Here is a 15,964-nt window from a genome sequence, read left to right on the forward strand (position 1 = left end):
TCGCGAACCGATTCCGTATCGGGCAACGAGAAATACTATACACGGATTTTCCGCTTGGACGCCAATCGGAAAGCCCCTGGGGCACTGTGCAGTGCATCACCCATACCCCAGGGCCCATCCCTGGCAGCTAGCCGGCGCTTTGGTTGATCTCGGTGGCGATCTTCCGGGCTTCATCGGAGGTTGGGCCCGGGGCCGGAACCATGATGGCTTCGCGGTAGTAGCGCAGCTCGTTGATCGAATCCTGGATGTCTCCCAGCGCCCGGTGGTTGCCGGTCTTGGCCGGAGCGCCATAGTGGGCCTTCGGGAACCAGCGGCGGCTCAATTCCTTCAGGGTCGATACGTCGATAATGCGGTAGTGCAGGTGCTCAATGACCTCGGGCATATCGCGGGCCAAGAAGTTCTTGTCGGTACCCACCGAGTTGCCGCCAAGCAGCGCCTTCTTCGGCTCCGGAACGTGCTTCTTGATGTAGTCGACCACCAAGCGCTGGGCTTCGTCCATGGAAATGCCGTTTTCCAGCTCGGGCAGCAGGCCGCTGGCCACATGCATATTGCGCACGAAGTCATCCATTTGCGCCAGAGCCGCTGGCTCGGGCTTGATGACAACCTGGATGCCCTCATCGACGATCTCCAGATCCGAGTCGGTAATGAGCACCGCTACTTCGATCAATGCGTCTTTAACCAGATCCAATCCGGTCATCTCGCAATCGATCCATACAATTTTTTCTGAATTACTAGCCACGCAACCAATCTACACTTCAACGAACGCTGTGGGGGAGCGCACCCTCTTAACGGCGCGGAAGAACAGTGTCCCAACCGGCCCGAAGGCATGGTGAATGCTAAAATCGTCTGAGATTTCCGGCTGTTGACGTGCCACGCTCGCAAGGGCGGAGCCCAGGCGACGCTGGCCTAATTACTCTCGAACTCATGTCCGTTACAGCCCGAGGTGCCAACGTGTCAGCCAGCAACCCAGCCGCAGTGAGCTCCCCGCCCTACGCTGGAGTGAACAGGACCCTTCTCAGTGGCGTCATCGGTTCCTCCCTGATCCTCTTCGGATCCTTCGGCACCGGCTGGCTGGCCAGCGTCTCCCCGCTGAACCGCGACCCGTTCTTCATCATGCTGCGCACCGAACCCGCCGGCGTGACTGCCTGCGTGATCCTGCTGACCCTGGGTTGCTGGCTGCTCTTCCGCTCGTGGTGGCGGCTGGGACAGAAGCTCAAGGGCTGGGGCGAAGGCTCGCTGAAGGTGGTCCGCCGCGCCGTCTGGCTGTGGAGCATCCCGATGCTCGTCACGCTGCCGATCATGAGCCGGGACGTGTTCGCCTACATCGGCCAGGGCCGTTTGGTCGACGCTGGGCAGGATCCCTACGTTGACGGCATTTCCTCGCTGAACAACTGGTTCCAGCTGGGAACCGACACGATGTGGGCCCAGGACGGCACGCCCTATGGCCCGCTGTACCTGAGCATCGAATGGCTTGTGGTCAACATTGTCAGCGGCTCCACCGACGTGGCCATCCTGGCTTTCCGGGCCATCGCGTTCATCGGCGTGCTGCTGTGCCTGCACTTCGTGCCGAAGCTGGCAGAACTGCACGCGGTGTCCGGGGCCAAGGCCACCTGGATGACCGTGGCCAACCCGCTGTTCCTCGTCAACTTCGTGGCCAGCGCGCATAACGACTCGCTGATGACCGGCCTGGCCGTATGGGCTGTCTACCTGGCCTGCAAGCGCCACGGATTCTGGGCGGTGGTCGTGCTCGCCGCCTCGGTCGGAGTCAAGCCGATCACCCTGGTGCTGCTGCCGTTCATCGGCCTGCTCTGGGCAGGCCCGGACGCCAAGTGGCCGCGCCGCATCCTTTACTGGTTCTACACCGGCATGCTGTTCCTCGCGCTGATGACCCTGGTGGGCTGGCTCAACGGCTACTGGTTCGGCTGGCTCTCGGTCATGCTCAACTACACCGGCGCCGGATTCTCGATCTACGCTCCGCTGGGCCTGGCGACCGTGGGCATCCAGAATATCTTCCATTCCTTCGGCTTGGATTCAGGCGGCGTGCTGGACGTGGTCAAGACCGCTGGACGCCTGATCGGCGTGGTGATCGCCTTCGTGCTGATGTTCCGCGGCAAGTATTCGCACCTGGTGCAGCGCATGGCCATCGCGTTCACCGCGATTGTCGTGCTCTCCCCGGTGATCCAGCCGTGGTACCTGCTGTGGCTGCTGCCGTTCTTCGCCGTCACCGGGCTGCGCGACGACTGGCAGATGCTGTGGCTGCACCTGACCACCATCTTCTTCCTCGCCTACCAGGCCGCTGACCAGATCTTCGTCTGGCAGTTCCTGCAGGAGTCGCTGGTTCCGCGCGTCCAGCTGATTTCCTGGGGCATCTCGATTGCCTGCGCCGTGTACCTGGTCTTCTTCGATCTGAAGACCAAGAACATCTGCGCCGATCTGCTCAGCTCGACGAACTGGCTCAAGAAACTCAAGAAGGCCTAGTGGCAGTGCAGGAGCGAAAGCTGGAACCGCAACGCGCAAGCCTGCGGTCTTTATCCTGGCAGGGGTTCATCGCCTCGGCGCTGATAACCGTTGCCTCCTGGGGAATCGGCTGGTTCCCGCGCAACCAGCTTTCCCCGCTGGCCCGCAGCGGCTTCTTCATCGAGTTCCGCACCGATGCGCCGGGGGTCATCATCTGCATCGTGCTGATGGCCGTGGGCATCGTCTGGCTGACCCGGACCTGGATCCTGGCCCGGCCATGGGTGCAGAGCACAGGCGAGATCACCCGGAAAGAACTGAGCCGCCTGCTGGCCATGTGGTCCACCCCGCTGATGCTCAGCTTCCCGATCCTCAGCCGAGATGTCTACTCCTATCTGGCGCAGGGCCGCATGCTGCACGCGGACAAATCCCCGTATGCCGAAGGCATCTCCGCGCTGCCCGGCTGGTTCGACGGGGGATCCGACGGCCTCTGGGCGCAGTCGCCCTCGCCCTACGGGCCGTTCTTCCTGGTGCTCTCGCGCATCATCTACTTCGTCTCCAACGGCATCCCCGAAGTGGGCGTGGGCCTGCTGCGCATCATCGCCGTGCTCGGCGTCTGGGGCTGCTACCACTACACCGCGAAGCTGGCAGCGAAAATGGGGCAGAGCCCCAACTGGGCCAACTGGGCGATCGTGGGCAATCCGCTGTTCCTGCTGACCATGATCGGCGGAGTCCACAACGACGCGCTGATGGTTGCCGGCGTCTTCAGCGCCTTCGCCTACGCCTATGACCGCCGCACGATGGCCGCCACCATGGCCCTGGCCATCGCCGTATCGGTCAAGCCCATCGTGCTGCTGGTGCTGCCATTCATCGGACTGGTGCTGCTTGGCCGCACCCGCACGATGCGCGCACGCTGGAAGATCTGGGTCAAGGTCGCGGCCATGTCGCTGACCTGGCTGCTGCTGATCGGCGCCGTCACCAACCTCTGGTTCGGCTGGCTGCCTGCCATGTTCACCGCCGGCGACGCGGCGTTCCCGTATGCTCCGGTCGGACTGATTGGCTGGTCGGTGAGCAACCTCGCAGGCCTGTTCGGTGCCGACATTTCGCTGGTCAATACCATCGTGGTGGCCATCTTCCAGCTGCTGTCCCTGGTGATCGTCGCGCGCTTGGCGCTGGCCAAGGACGCCTCCAGTCCGGTGCGCCTGGCGGCCTGGGCGCTTTCCGCGGTGGTGCTGCTCGCTCCGATCATCCAGCCCTGGTACATCCTGTGGCTGATTGCGCTGTTCGCCATTTCGCACAGGGTTGCCTGGGGATCGGAAAAGCTGATGATCCATGCATCGAGCATCATCCTGGTGGCGGTCTTCGTCGACCAGCTCTCCATCGAGCAGTGGCATTCGGCCTGGCTGATGAAGTCGCTGGCCGGCGTGGTGGTCCTGGGCCTGTTCGCTGTGCTCTTCACCGCCGATGCCCCCACCAAGCGGGTGCTGCGCGGGCCGGAAGCATAGCCAAGCTCACAGTCCGCGGCTCAGCTTCCTCACGGATTATTCCGGTTAGATGGAAATATGCAAACGATGTTCTGGCCAGCGACTATCGCGATTCTCGGCGGCGCCTTCTTCCTGGCCTCCGCCGGCATCTTCCTGCTGGCCGTGCAATACCGCCGGCACGGACGACTGTCCTGGCGCCGCACCGTAACGACAGCCACCGCGGCGATCTACGGCTTCGGGCTGTTCAGCTACACCATGCTCCCGTTGCCCTCCTCGCGCGACGAGTATTGCCGGCCCGGGGTGGCCATCCCTCAGCTGGTGCCCGGACGGTTCCTCGATGACTTCAAGCTGGTTATCGTCGAGCGCGGGCTCAGCGGATTCGCAACCAGCTTCACGCTGTGGCAGGTGCTGTTCAACATCATCTTGTTCATGCCGCTGGGGATCCTGGCGGTGCGCTGGCTGCGCGGCAACATCATCACCGGCGTGCTGCTGGGCTTTGCCGCCTCGCTGGCCATCGAGCTGACCCAATACACCGGCATCTGGGGGCTGTACACCTGCGCCTACCGCGTGGCCGACGTCGATGACCTGATCACCAACACCGCCGGAGCGCTGCTCGGTGCGATCATCGCCTACCTGCCGATCTTCCGCTTCCTCTCGGGCCCGGTGGAAGCCGATGCGGCCCAGGCGCCGGCGCGCCCGGTCACCCGGGCCCGCCGGGCACTGGCCAACGTCTTCGATGCGGGCTTCACCTCCGGTGCGCTGTTCGTCATCGGCGCCGCGCTGGAACTGCTTCAGCGCCTGGGCGGCGTGGACTTCGGCGAAAAGTGGATGAACTTCTGGCTGCCGCTGATCGTGTGCTTCTTCGTCTTCTGGCTGCCGAGCCTGGCCCCGGGGCGGGCCACACTGGGCCAGAGGTGCGCCTGGCTGATGGTCGCCAGCACGCAGGGCGGGCCGGCTCCGGCAGGCAGGGCGTTGCTGCGCAGCCTGCTCGGGTTTGGAGGGATCAACTTCCTTTTCCAGATATCCACCAGCATGGACGAGATTAGCGTCTACCCGCTGCTGAACATGCTTGCTGTGATCTATATCGCGATCAGCGCCTTCTACTTCATCTTCGACGCAGATCACCGGGGGCTGGCCGGAAGAATCAGCGGAACCGGATTCATCGACCGCCGCGCACTTTGACTCAAGGCACCCCGGCAATGCCGGGTGCAAGCTAAAATGGAACGCGGTGGCCTGCGCCTTTCGGCGCGGTCCAGCACAACTCGCGTTTGAAGACATACCGTTATTCTCAAAAGATAGGTCTGCTCAGCAGCATGGAAGATAACAAACCACAGGTCCCGGCCGAACCGCACCGCGCCGTCCTAGGCACGGCAGTAGGCGCGACGGTCCTCATTGCCGTCGGCGCATTCGTGCTCTCATTCGCGGCGTTGACCGACCTGGCAGAACGCTCGGGCATCAGCCCGCGCCTGGCATGGATCTGGCCAATCATCATCGACGGCATGATCGTTGCCGCCACCGTGGCCATCGTGGCCCTGAACGGCTTCAACCGCAAGGCCATGATCTACCCGTGGTCGCTGCTGTTCTTCGGCGCGATTGTTTCCACCGCGGCGAACTCCACCCATGCAATCCTGACCGTGGACTCCATCGAGAACGGCGTGCCGCCGCTGGTGTCCGCGCTGGTCGCCGCCATGCCGCCAATCGTGCTGCTGGCCATCACCCACCTGACCGTGCACATGTACCAGAAGAAGTCCGAAGCCGCGAAGCTGCGCGCCGAGCTGGAGTATGACGAGGAAAAGGAAAACGCCGAGAAGTACGGCGTGGCCTATGACGATGGCTACAACGCCGCCTTGGCCGACACCAAGACCGCCGAGGAAGAACGCCTGGCCGTCCTGGAGCAGGAGCACCAGGACGCGCTGGCCCGGGCCCGTGCCGAAGGCATCGCCGCAGGCCGATCGGACTCGAAGGTCACCCCGATCAAGCAGAATGCGCAGCCAGCCAAGGAGACCAAGGCCGCCGCGCAGAAGAACGGCGAGGACAAGGCTCCATTGTTCGACGACATGGCCAAGCGCCTGTCCCGTCCATAGGGACCCAGCCGCACCCGGTTGGCGCGTGAGCACGAACTGAAGGACAGCATTTCCACAGAAGCTGCAGCATCCAGGAGGCATCAATGATGGATCCGGCGCAAGGCCAGGGGCACGACGAGTTCTCCGAGCAGATTGCGGCCGCCGTTGAGCAGTACAAATCGGTGACCGGCGAGCTGAATACCGTCATGTCTGCCATGAAGGCGAAGATCCGCAGGCTCTTCGCGAATTCCGAGGTGCAGCCGCTGTTCATCACCGGCCGGGTGAAATCGCCGCAATCCTTTGCGGCCAAGGCCTCGCGCCGCCTGCAGGAGAACTCCGAGACCGCCCCGGTGCTCGAATTCCCCAACCCGCTGCGCGAGATCCACGACATGGTGGGTATCCGCATCATCGTGATGCTGCCCCATGAGATCCAGCAGGTGGCCAGCCTGATCAAGTCGCACCGGGACTCCTTCGACTGCCGCAGCGACCGCGAGAAGGACATCGGCTCGGTGGAATCCGGTACCTACGGCTACTCCTCGCGCCACCTGCTGCTCAAGACCCGCAGCGAGCCGGTCGTGCGCAAATTCCAGGAAGCCCTCGGCAAGCCGGTGGTTGCCAGCGGCAACTTCGTCTTCGAGGTGCAGATCCGCACCGTGCTGCAGCATGCCTGGTCCGAAATGGAACATGACATCCGCTTCAAGCATCCCGGCGAAGCCGCCTGGAATCCGCAGATCGACCGCCACTTCACCGCCACCGCGGCGATGCTGGAAACGGTTGAGGACTACTTCACCGACATCGACGAGCTGTACCACCGGCTCAACGGCTACCACGACCAGCAGGGCGCCGGATCGGAGCCGCTGACCGGGGAGAAGATCGGCGAAATCTGGCAGACGCTGCTGCCGCATGTCGACCGCAAGCGCGATGACGACTGGTCCTGGGCCGCCGAGCTGCTCGGCGCCCACGGCATCGGCCAGACTTGGCAGCTGGCGCAGCTGCTGGACGCGAATGTTGTCACCGACGTGCGTGCCGCGCTGGATCACCGCTATTCGCCGGGCCCGGACCGGCTGCTGGACGACGTGCTACTCTGGCGCTTCGGCAAGGACCACATCGATAAGACCAGCGGGGGAGACTTGCGCCGCGAAGCCTCGTTGCGCCGCCGGCTGATCCAGATGATGGACTACCGCTCGCAGCTGGGCGCCAAGAACTGACCGGGCTTCGAACACTTCTACCAGCTCAACCGCGGGACTGTTAGTTTGTGCACGTTCGGCCAGCCGGGGAGCCGTTGGCCGGTAGACTAGTGAAGTTGCCCAATTTCTGGGCCGCATAGCTTTATTACCCGCGTGAAAGGGCCACACCATATGATTTCCGTAGCCAACCTTGAGCTACGCGTCGGCGCCCGCCTGCTGATGGACGAAGTGAACTTCCGCATCGACAAGGGCGACAAGATCGGACTGGTGGGACGCAACGGTGCCGGGAAGACCACCATGACCAAGGTCCTCGCCGGCGAGACCCAGCCAACCGCTGGCGAAGTCACGCACAAGGGATCCATCGGCTACCTGCCGCAGGACCCCAAGACCCCTGACATGGAGCAGCTGGCGCGCAACCGCATCCTCGGCGCCCGTGGCCTGGATGTGGTCGTCACCAAGCTGGCCCAGAACCGCGAGGACATGGCCAGTGATGATCCTGCGGTATCCGCCAAGGCGCTGCGCCAGTACGACCGCCTGGAAGCTGAATTCATCGCCGCCGGCGGCTACGCCGCCGAATCCGAGGCCGCGGCCATCTGCGCCAACCTGGATCTGCCCGACCGGATCCTGGACCAGCCGCTGCGCACCCTTTCCGGCGGCCAGCGCCGCCGTGTGGAGCTGGCCCGCATCCTCTACTCGGATGCCGAGACGCTGCTGCTCGATGAGCCCACCAACCACCTGGACGTCGATTCGATCATGTGGCTGCGCGACTTCATCAAGAACTACCCCGGCGGCGTGCTGATGATCAGCCACGACACCGGCCTGATGGAAGCCACCGTGAACAAGGTGCTGAATCTGGACGCGAACCGCGGCGTGGTGGATGTCTACAACATGAACTGGAAGCGCTACAAGGTCCAGCGCGAAACCGATGAGCGCGCCCGCAAGCGCGAGCGCGCCAACATCGAGAAGAAGGCCTCGGTCCTCTTGACCCAGGCGAACCGGATGAAGGCGCGCGCCTCCGGTGCCTCGGCCGCGCAATCCATGCTCAAGCGCGTGGACCGTATGCTCGCCGGACTGCAGGAAGAGCGCGCCTCCGACAAGGTCGCGGCCCTGCGCTTCCCGGATCCTGCCCCCTGCGGCAAGACTCCGCTCATGGCCGAGGGACTGTCCAAGGCCTATGGGTCGTTGGAAATCTTCAACGACGTCTCGCTGGCCATCGACCGCGGTTCGAAGGTGGTCATCCTGGGCCTGAACGGCGCCGGCAAGACCACTCTGCTGCGCATGCTCGCCGGCGTCTCCGAGCCCGATACCGGAAAGATCGTTCCGGGCCACGGCCTGAAGATCGGCTATTTCGCCCAGGAGCATGACACCCTGGATCCGGATGCCAGCGTGCTGGAGAACATGCGCCGCAACGCGCCGGAGCACCTGAACGATGCCGACGTGCGTTCCATCCTCGGCTCCTTCCTGTTCGTCGGCGACGACGTCACCAAGCCGGCCGGCGTGCTTTCCGGCGGCGAGAAGACCCGTCTGGCCCTGGCCACCATCGTGGCCTCCAGCGCCAACGTGCTGCTGCTCGATGAGCCGACCAACAACCTGGACCCTGCCTCGCGCGCCGAGGTGCTCGGCGCGCTGTCCACCTTCCCGGGTGCCGTGGTCATGGTGTCCCACGATGAAGGCGCGGTCATGGCGCTGAAGCCTGAACGCGTGGTCATCCTGCCCGATGGCGACGAGGACCTGTTCAGCGAGGACTACCTGGAATTGGTCTCGCTGACTTAGATCCTTACCAACACCAAAGAACTCTCGTAGGCTTGGCAGATCACCACCGTGAAGGGGATGTGCCAAGCCATGAGTGTTTTAAGACGCAGATTGCCGGTGCTCGCAGGCGCCGCAGCGCTGCTTGCCAGTACGCTGGCCGGTTGCGCAGTCCAGGTGCCCGACGAGGTCAACGCCCAATGGGCGCTGATCGACCCGGCTGGAGTGAATGCGTCGAGCACCAGCCTGGAACTCGGCGTGATGGGCCTTGCCTGCGCTTCCGGGAAGACCGGGGATGTCACCGCCACCCATGTGGACCTGGCCGATGGCCAGATCGCCATCGGCATTGCAGTTGAACCGCTGGAAGGCGAGGCGCAGAACTGCCAGGGCAACGAGACGGTGCCGTACACGCTTGAGCTTGGCGAGCCGGTGGGGGACCGCGTCCTGATTGATGCCTCCTGCCTCGACCGGGCAGAACAGCAGGCGCCCAACTGCAGCGACGGCGGGATCCGCTGGAGCCCGCCTGCCACGCCAAGCTAAACGCCATGGGACGAGAAACCGCGCGGCACCTGGACTACGTCCACGTGCCGCGCGGTCTGCGTTTGCTGCGCACTGCTACTTCGTGGTGCCGCCTGGCGTATGCTCCGCCTCATCGAGCATTGCATCCTCGATGGCCTCGTCGGTCAGCGTGCCGTCGCGGCGGAACTTCTTCTCCTGCTTCGCCCGGATCTTGCGCACCTTGTGCATCGGCTCCTCCAGGCCCAGTGCCTCGGCTTCGGCCCGCTCGGCGGCCTCCTCGGCGTTCAGCTTCTTCTGCTGACGGGCCGCGTACCAGAAGCCGACGAAGGCCAGCACGCCGAAGATGTACCACTGGATCTCGTAGGACAGGTGCGGACCTTCGTCCATGTCCGGCGGATCCAGCTGCTGGGGTGCCTCGGCCGGGGCCGGGTCCTCTCCATACATCAGGCCGTAGGCGCCCTGGGCGATCTCGTAATCCAGCTGCTTGGCGTAGTCCTCGAGCTGGATGGAGGCCAACTGGCCTTCCGGGGCGCCGCGGTCCAAGCGGATTTCCGATGGCTTCAAGCGCACGTCCACGGTGACCTTGCCCTCAGGCGGTGCCGGAACCGCATCCGGGTGGCCGCTTTCCTCGTTGCCGATCGGCAGGTAGCCGCGGTCAACGATGACAGTTTCGCCTTCGCTGGTCTTGAACGGCACCAGAACCTCGTAGCCGGGCCGGCCGGCCTTGATCCGGTTGCGCACGATCATGGTGTCCTCGGCGACGTATTCGCCGGTCAGCTCGGCGGTCATCCAGGTCTTGTCTTCGTCGAGGTTATGGAAGTTCTCCAGAGCCTGCTTGCCGGTCACCGGCTCGGCGAAGTAGTTGCGGTTGACGCGCTCGATGCCTTCCAAGACAGCATCGCGGCGGTCATTCTGCCAATTGCCCAGGGCAATGCACGCGGAGGCGAAGACGGCGACGAGAACCAGCCACCCGACCCAGCGGGTGCTCGCCAGAAAACGATACATCTACTTGCCTTCTCCTTCGTTGCCCTGCATTGGCAGCGTTTCCTTGTAAAGCAGCCGTTCCTTGAGGTAATTTTCGAGCCAATCGCGATGCTCTTCGCAGGCCAGCCAGATCTTGCGCCGGTCCGGGGTATGGATTTTCGGATTGTTCCACAGCAGCTGGTAGTCGGCGCCTTTCCGGCAGCCCTTTCGCGAGCACTGGATTTCGGCGGCAGCGGGGAGGCCGCCTAGCGAACCTAGCAGATCCACTAGTCCTCCTTGGGGGATGTTGTCGGGTGTTGCACTGGTACCTCGTCATCGGCAAAGTTGCCGTCAATCACTTCTGGTTCCCGCTCCTGCTGCTGTGCGGTGTCCTTGGGTGCGTCGAGTTGATTGGCATCGGGCGCCCTGTAGAACTCGGCTGGCGGTTCACGTTTGGTCAGATCCGCACCTCCGTTGGCGATCACCACAGCGATGTAGGGCAGGACCACCGCGCCAATGAGCAGGACCCAGCGAAGCCAGCCGTCGAAAAAGAAGGCGAGAACAAAGCAGACCAGGCGCACGGTCATCGAAATCGTGTATTTGCGCACACGGGTATCACGCTCGGCGGTATGCGACTGTCGCGCTTCGGTAATGCGGTGAACTTCGGGTTGGCCGGAACCGTGGTTCATTGGCTGTGAGGACATGTAAAAGACTTCGCTTTGCAATACGGGATCTGCTCCCATTGTCTCACTTGTAGCACCCAGAGGGTAATTTCTACGCGCCGTCGAAGCGGTAAAACTGGTGAGTAACTAATAGGATTGTTCACGGAGTAGCTACTTAACTAGGCAAAGTGCGTTTTCGGCTGGCCAATGGAGGGATTTTCCATGCCAGGAACTCGAGCGCATGAATGGAGAAATACATTGACTACGGAACCAACCACTGGCCGCAGCGTCCTCGTGACCGGCGGCAACCGCGGAATCGGACTTGCTATTGCGCGTGCATTCGAAGCCAACGGCGACAAGGTGGCCATCACATACCGCAGTGGAGAGGTTCCGGCCGGACTGCTCGGCGTCAAGGCTGATGTCACCGACAGCGAGTCCATCGACGCCGCTTTCAAGGAAGTTGAAGCTGCGCACGGTCCAGTGGAAGTTCTTATCGCCAATGCAGGAGTCACCAAGGACACCTTGCTGCTGCGCATGAGCGAAGACGACTTCACCTCGGTCATCGACACCAACCTCACCGGCGCCTTCCGCGTGATCAAGCGCGCATCCAAGGGCATGATCCGGCTCAAGCGCGGCCGCGTCGTGCTGATCTCCTCGGTCGTGGGCCTGTACGGCTCGCCAGGCCAGATCAACTACGCGGCTTCGAAGTCCGGCCTGGTCGGCATCGCCCGCTCGCTGACCCGCGAACTGGGTTCGCGCGGCATCACCGCCAACGTCGTCGCTCCGGGCTTCGTGAACACCGAAATGACCGCAGTCTTGCCAGAGGAAACCCAGAAGGGATACCTCGAAAGCATTCCGGCCAACCGCTTTGCTGAGCCAGAAGAAGTTGCCAACGTCGTCCGCTGGATCGCCAGCGATGAAGCAGCGTACATCTCCGGAGCGGTAATCCCGGTTGACGGCGGCCTGGGCATGGGCCACTAGAAGTTTTCAGCAAGAGATCTAAAGGAGTATCACCATGAGTGAGTTCAAAGGTGCCATTGTTACCGGTTCCTCCCGCGGCATCGGTGCAGTCACCGCACAGCTGCTGGCCGAGCAGGGCATTGGCGTCGTGGTCAACTACCGCGCCAAGGCCCCACGCGCCAACAAGATTGTCGCCGCCATTGAGGAAAAGGGCGGCAAGGCAGTGGCCGTCGGCGCAGACCTGACCTCCGCCGAGGGGCCGCAGGCTCTGGTCGACGCCGCCGTGGAGAATTTCGGTTCGCTGGACGTCGTCGTGCTGAACGCTTCAGGCGGCATGGAAACCTCCATGGGCGAGAACTACGCGCTGCGCCTGAACCGCGACGCGCAGGTCGCCATGCTCCAGGCTGCGCTGCCCAAGCTCAGCGAGGGCGGCCGCGTGGTCTTCGTGACCAGCCACCAGGCGCACTTCATCAACGAAGTGAGCACCATGGATGCCTATGACGCTGTAGCGAAGTCCAAGCGTGCCGGCGAAGATGCATTGCGTGAAATGATCCCGGAGCTGGCCGAGAAGAACATCACCTTCGTGGTGGTTTCCGGCGACATGATCGAAGGCACGATCACCGCAACCCTGCTCAACCGCATGGAGCCAGGTGCCATCGACGCCCGCCGCGAAGCTGCCGGCAAGCTGTACTCCGTTGAGGAGTTCGGTGCCGAGGTAGCCAAGATGGTCTTCGCCGACGTCGAGACCGGCCACACCGAGCTGGTGGGCGGCGCAGGAGACTTCCTGACGCAGTCGGGCAAGTAGGCCCCTCAGCAACCGCATCAGCTGGCGGCCGGGATCCTGTTTCGGGGTTCCGGCCGCCAGCTTTTTCGTGCCTGGGCCGCAACGGCAGGAATAAAAAATCGCCGGGTACCTCTCATAATGGAGGTGCCCGGCGATTCGGCTAGATATAATCGGTGATCTAGTCCTTCGGCTTTTCGTCGCAGACGATCTTATGCCATGGGCTGTAGGTCCAGCTCTTGGTTTCGGCTGGCAGCTTCTTGGAGCCGTCGATGGTCTCCCGGTAACGGGTGATATCGATGCTGAAGCCCTTCTTGCCGCCGGATTCCGAGACGCACTTCTCGGCCGGGTTGTACTTGGTTTCCGGGTTGGTCAGGTTGTACTTCCCCGAGCTCTTCTGCGAGACATCCCAGTACTTGGTGGACCACAGGCGGGTATTGACCTTGTCGCCCGAAACCCATGCCTGGATCATCACGCCGTAGGGGGTGTTGTTCTCCCAGATCATGTCGATCTGGCCTTCCCACAGGGTAGCTTCGCGTCCTGCAGGGTAGCGTTCGAACCAGCGCGAATGCGGCTTGTGGGTGATGTCGTCGTAGCCGGCCAGGAAGCCGACGTTGTACATCTGGGTGGAGATCTGCGAGAGTCCGCCGCCAACGGCTTCGGTACTGAAGCCGTTTTCCACAACCCCGGAGCTGTAGTAGCCGTTGGCCACGGTGATCGGGCCCAGGGCTTCGAGCAGCGAGAAGCGTTCGCCAGGCTTGATGATGTCCCCGCTGACGCGAGCCGAACCGGCACGCAGGTTCTTGGTGCGCACGGTGTCTGAGGCAGGGTACGGGGTGGAGAAGGTGACGATCGGTTCCTTGATGCCAAGCTTCTTCGCATCTGCGGTGGTGAAGTCCGCTTCCTTCTCGGTCATCTCGACTTCGGCAGTACGATTCTTGGCGGCCGTCGCGGCCAAGACCTTGGCACCGAGGCCCTTGGTCTCCAGCGAGATGCCCTTGGAGGACTTGATGATCGAAGGCTTGCCGTCCTTCAAGACGATCTGCGCATCCTTGGCGGTGCTGGAAAGATCGGAGTTCTTCGTTGCCGCCTTGTAGAGCTTCTTGTCGTCCAAAGCGATCGCCGGAGCACCGTCCTTGGGCGCGTAGCTTGCTGCCGCGGCAATGGATGCGACCGAGATGGTAGCTTTCTTCTTGCCCGAGGCCAGGGTGACTTCGTCCTTCAGCAGCGCCTTGACGTCCTTGTCGTAGAAGGCCTGCAGAGTGTCGGCAGAAATCTGCGGCTTAATGACATCGGCTGGCAGGGCGATCGCAGGGCCGGCAATTTCCCAGTCGTCGCTGATCAAGTCCGCAGCTTCCTTGGTCTTCAGCGCGACGCCGTCAACGGGCTTGGTCAGCTTGGAGGTGCCGTCCTCGAATTCGATGGTTCCTTCGGCAACCTCGGCGTTGGCCTTCTTGGCCAGTGCATCGAGTTGCGCGGCCAGCTTATCCTCGTCAACGTCGACAGTCGGGGTGACGTGGAACTCGCCGGTGAGGCGTTCGTAGAGCTTGACCGGGTTGACTTCGTAGGACGTCAGTTCATTGACGGTGTCTTCAACGTTCAGTTCCAGACCGGCCTTGGCAGGATCCAGTGTGTACTTTTCACCGTTGACAGTGACATCCACTGGCTTCTGAGCCAGGGGGAGAACCTCGCGCTCCAGCTCGGCGCGAGCCTGGTCATTGTTCATGGATCCGATGTTCACACCCGCAATGGAGGCGTTGGCCGGGACCTGGGAGCTGACAAAGGCTGCTCCGCCGAAATATGCTGCTGCTACGGCTGCCACGCAAGAACCGGCAATGATCCAAGGCTTGGCCTTGCCCTTCTGCTTTTTCTTGTCCTGTTGGGAGTGAACAGTCGTAGATGAGGAACTGTCCGGGGAGGGGGTCTGCACTGGTCTAGTAGCTCTTTCGAAAGCGATGGGGGCTCGACGCGCGGCTAAGGCTAATGCCTCAAGCCGTTGCACGCATCAATAGAAATACTAACTGCTGGAACAACCGAACGAGATATCAAAAGCCGGTGAGCGCATAATCGTTATGCAGTTGTTGGATTCCCCTAAGCCAAATCATCGAGAACCAGGTCGGCGATGGCATCCAGGCGCGAGAAGTCCAGACGAACGTCCGCCTCGTCGCGCAGGGCAGGCTTCGCGTTGAAAGCAACACCCAATCCTGCGGCGGCAACCATGGCGAGGTCGTTGGCGCCATCACCGGCGGCGATCGTTGCAGACATCGGGATCTGGTGCTCCTGCGCCCAAGCGCGTAGCATTGTTTCCTTCATTTCACGGTCGACAATCTTGCCGTGAACGGTACCGTCAAGAATTCCTCCGGTAATCCCCAAGGTGTTGGCAAGCGCATGGTCCAGTCCGAGGTGGGCAGCCAACGGATCCAGAATCTGCTGGAACCCGCCGGAAACTACGCCGACCTTGTGCCCGGCCGCATGGAACCGCTTGACCAGGGATTCGGCGCCGTCGGAGAAGATAATGCGCTGGCCAACCTCGGCGAGGACATCAACTGGCAAATCCTTCAAAGTAGCTACGCGCTGGATCAAGGATTGGGTGAAGTCCAATTCGCCGCGCATCGCGGCCTCGGTCACTGCAGCCACTTCTTCTTCCCGACCAGCGTGGGCGGCGAGCAATTCGATGACTTCCTGCTTGATCAAGGTGGAATCGACATCCATCAGCAGCAGGAGCTGTGGCGCCTCGGTAAGCCCGGCAGGAACCGCAGCTACGCACAAGTCCGCATAATCCAGTGCCCCGTCGGCGACTAGGGCATCGACGAATTGCTTGGCAGCCTGCTGCAGCTGAGCGTGATCGGCCTGCTCGATGCGGAATTTGGCAACCAATCGCTCTTCGATGGTTTTGATCCGGCTTTCGTCGGCGTCCGGAATCAGTCCGGCTCCCGTTGCCCGCTGCAGGACAGCGGCGAAGTCGGTGCGTGAAAGGGATGGGCGGGATGCGAAAACCAATGATGAAGCCATGCAATCATTTTTCATTGCCCCGGTGATTACGACCAAACATGACGTGTTGGCCCCGGGCACAGGCACCGGTCCGATGGGCGCGAACTGGCATTGCAACAGGAGGCGATGCAGGTCAATCCGCCGATTTTCG

General features: G+C 62.5%; 15 protein-coding genes. 9 read left to right on the plus strand and 6 right to left on the minus strand.

What is annotated here, in order from left to right; translation table 11 throughout:
* Positions 1-127 precede the first annotated feature (127 nt).
* Complete coding sequence (gene orn / locus JOE62_RS09100) at positions 128-739, minus strand: oligoribonuclease (RefSeq protein ID WP_204722019.1); 612 nt, start codon at positions 737-739, stop codon at positions 128-130.
* Between the two features lie 185 nt (positions 740-924).
* Between orn and mptB (JOE62_RS09105) the strand changes: the two genes are divergently transcribed.
* The 7 genes from mptB (JOE62_RS09105) (at position 925) to JOE62_RS09135 (ending at position 9,477) form a co-directional block, all read left to right on the plus strand.
* Positions 925-2,478 carry a polyprenol phosphomannose-dependent alpha 1,6 mannosyltransferase MptB gene (gene mptB / locus JOE62_RS09105; protein ID WP_239543301.1) on the plus strand — a complete coding sequence of 518 codons (1,554 nt, stop codon included), beginning with the start codon at positions 925-927 and terminating at the stop codon, positions 2,476-2,478.
* 5 nt (positions 2,479-2,483) lie between these two features.
* On the plus strand, positions 2,484-3,959 hold the full coding sequence (gene mptB, locus JOE62_RS09110) for a polyprenol phosphomannose-dependent alpha 1,6 mannosyltransferase MptB (RefSeq protein ID WP_204722021.1): 1,476 nt from the start codon (positions 2,484-2,486) through the stop codon (positions 3,957-3,959).
* A gap of 57 nt (positions 3,960-4,016) precedes the next feature.
* On the plus strand, positions 4,017-5,120 hold the full coding sequence (locus JOE62_RS09115; protein ID WP_204722023.1) for a VanZ family protein: 1,104 nt from the start codon (positions 4,017-4,019) through the stop codon (positions 5,118-5,120).
* A gap of 131 nt (positions 5,121-5,251) precedes the next feature.
* The gene (locus JOE62_RS09120) at positions 5,252-6,022 is read left to right on the plus strand and encodes a DUF2637 domain-containing protein (protein ID WP_204722025.1); all 771 of its coding nucleotides are present in this window, start codon (positions 5,252-5,254) and stop codon (positions 6,020-6,022) included.
* Between the two features lie 83 nt (positions 6,023-6,105).
* Positions 6,106-7,209 carry a GTP pyrophosphokinase gene (locus JOE62_RS09125; RefSeq protein WP_204722027.1) on the plus strand — a complete coding sequence of 368 codons (1,104 nt, stop codon included), beginning with the start codon at positions 6,106-6,108 and terminating at the stop codon, positions 7,207-7,209.
* A gap of 150 nt (positions 7,210-7,359) precedes the next feature.
* Entirely contained in the window at positions 7,360-8,961 is a 1,602-nt protein-coding gene (locus JOE62_RS09130) for an ABC-F family ATP-binding cassette domain-containing protein (RefSeq protein WP_204722029.1), read from the plus strand.
* Between the two features lie 69 nt (positions 8,962-9,030).
* Positions 9,031-9,477, plus strand: a complete 447-nt coding sequence (locus tag JOE62_RS09135; protein WP_204722031.1) for a hypothetical protein — start codon at positions 9,031-9,033, stop codon at positions 9,475-9,477.
* A gap of 75 nt (positions 9,478-9,552) precedes the next feature.
* Here the strand turns inward: JOE62_RS09135 and JOE62_RS09140 are convergent, their stop codons facing one another.
* From JOE62_RS09140 to JOE62_RS09150, 3 genes are read right to left on the minus strand one after another with little or no spacing between them, the layout of a single operon-like run.
* Complete coding sequence (locus JOE62_RS09140) at positions 9,553-10,461, minus strand: SURF1 family cytochrome oxidase biogenesis protein (protein ID WP_204722033.1); 909 nt, start codon at positions 10,459-10,461, stop codon at positions 9,553-9,555.
* Positions 10,462-10,707, minus strand: coding sequence for an acetone carboxylase (locus tag JOE62_RS09145; RefSeq protein WP_128470337.1), 246 nt, complete (start codon positions 10,705-10,707; stop codon positions 10,462-10,464). It lies immediately after the preceding gene.
* Positions 10,707-11,123, minus strand: a complete 417-nt coding sequence (locus JOE62_RS09150; RefSeq protein ID WP_204722035.1) for a DUF3099 domain-containing protein — start codon at positions 11,121-11,123, stop codon at positions 10,707-10,709. The genes JOE62_RS09145 and JOE62_RS09150 overlap by 1 nt, the downstream gene beginning before the upstream one ends.
* Before the next feature lie 180 nt (positions 11,124-11,303).
* Here JOE62_RS09150 and fabG point away from each other — a divergent pair, with 180 nt between their 5' ends.
* Together fabG and JOE62_RS09160 are read left to right on the plus strand one after the other, a co-directional pair.
* The gene (gene fabG, locus JOE62_RS09155) at positions 11,304-12,062 is read left to right on the plus strand and encodes a beta-ketoacyl-ACP reductase (RefSeq protein ID WP_204722037.1); all 759 of its coding nucleotides are present in this window, start codon (positions 11,304-11,306) and stop codon (positions 12,060-12,062) included.
* A 34-nt stretch (positions 12,063-12,096) separates the two neighbouring features.
* A complete protein-coding gene (locus JOE62_RS09160) occupies positions 12,097-12,846 on the plus strand; it encodes an SDR family oxidoreductase (protein ID WP_204722039.1) in 750 nt (249 codons plus the stop codon).
* A gap of 157 nt (positions 12,847-13,003) precedes the next feature.
* On the opposite strand, the gene JOE62_RS09165 is transcribed toward JOE62_RS09160, so the two are convergent.
* Together JOE62_RS09165 and serB are read right to left on the minus strand one after the other, a co-directional pair.
* Positions 13,004-14,752, minus strand: coding sequence for a VanW family protein (locus JOE62_RS09165; protein ID WP_204722041.1), 1,749 nt, complete (start codon positions 14,750-14,752; stop codon positions 13,004-13,006).
* A gap of 161 nt (positions 14,753-14,913) precedes the next feature.
* Positions 14,914-15,834 carry a phosphoserine phosphatase SerB gene (gene serB, locus JOE62_RS09170; protein ID WP_204722043.1) on the minus strand — a complete coding sequence of 307 codons (921 nt, stop codon included), beginning with the start codon at positions 15,832-15,834 and terminating at the stop codon, positions 14,914-14,916.
* Positions 15,835-15,964: the final 130 nt, after the last annotated feature.

The sequence above is a fragment of the Glutamicibacter nicotianae genome, from assembly GCF_016907615.1.
Lineage (GTDB): Bacteria > Actinomycetota > Actinomycetes > Actinomycetales > Micrococcaceae > Glutamicibacter > Glutamicibacter nicotianae.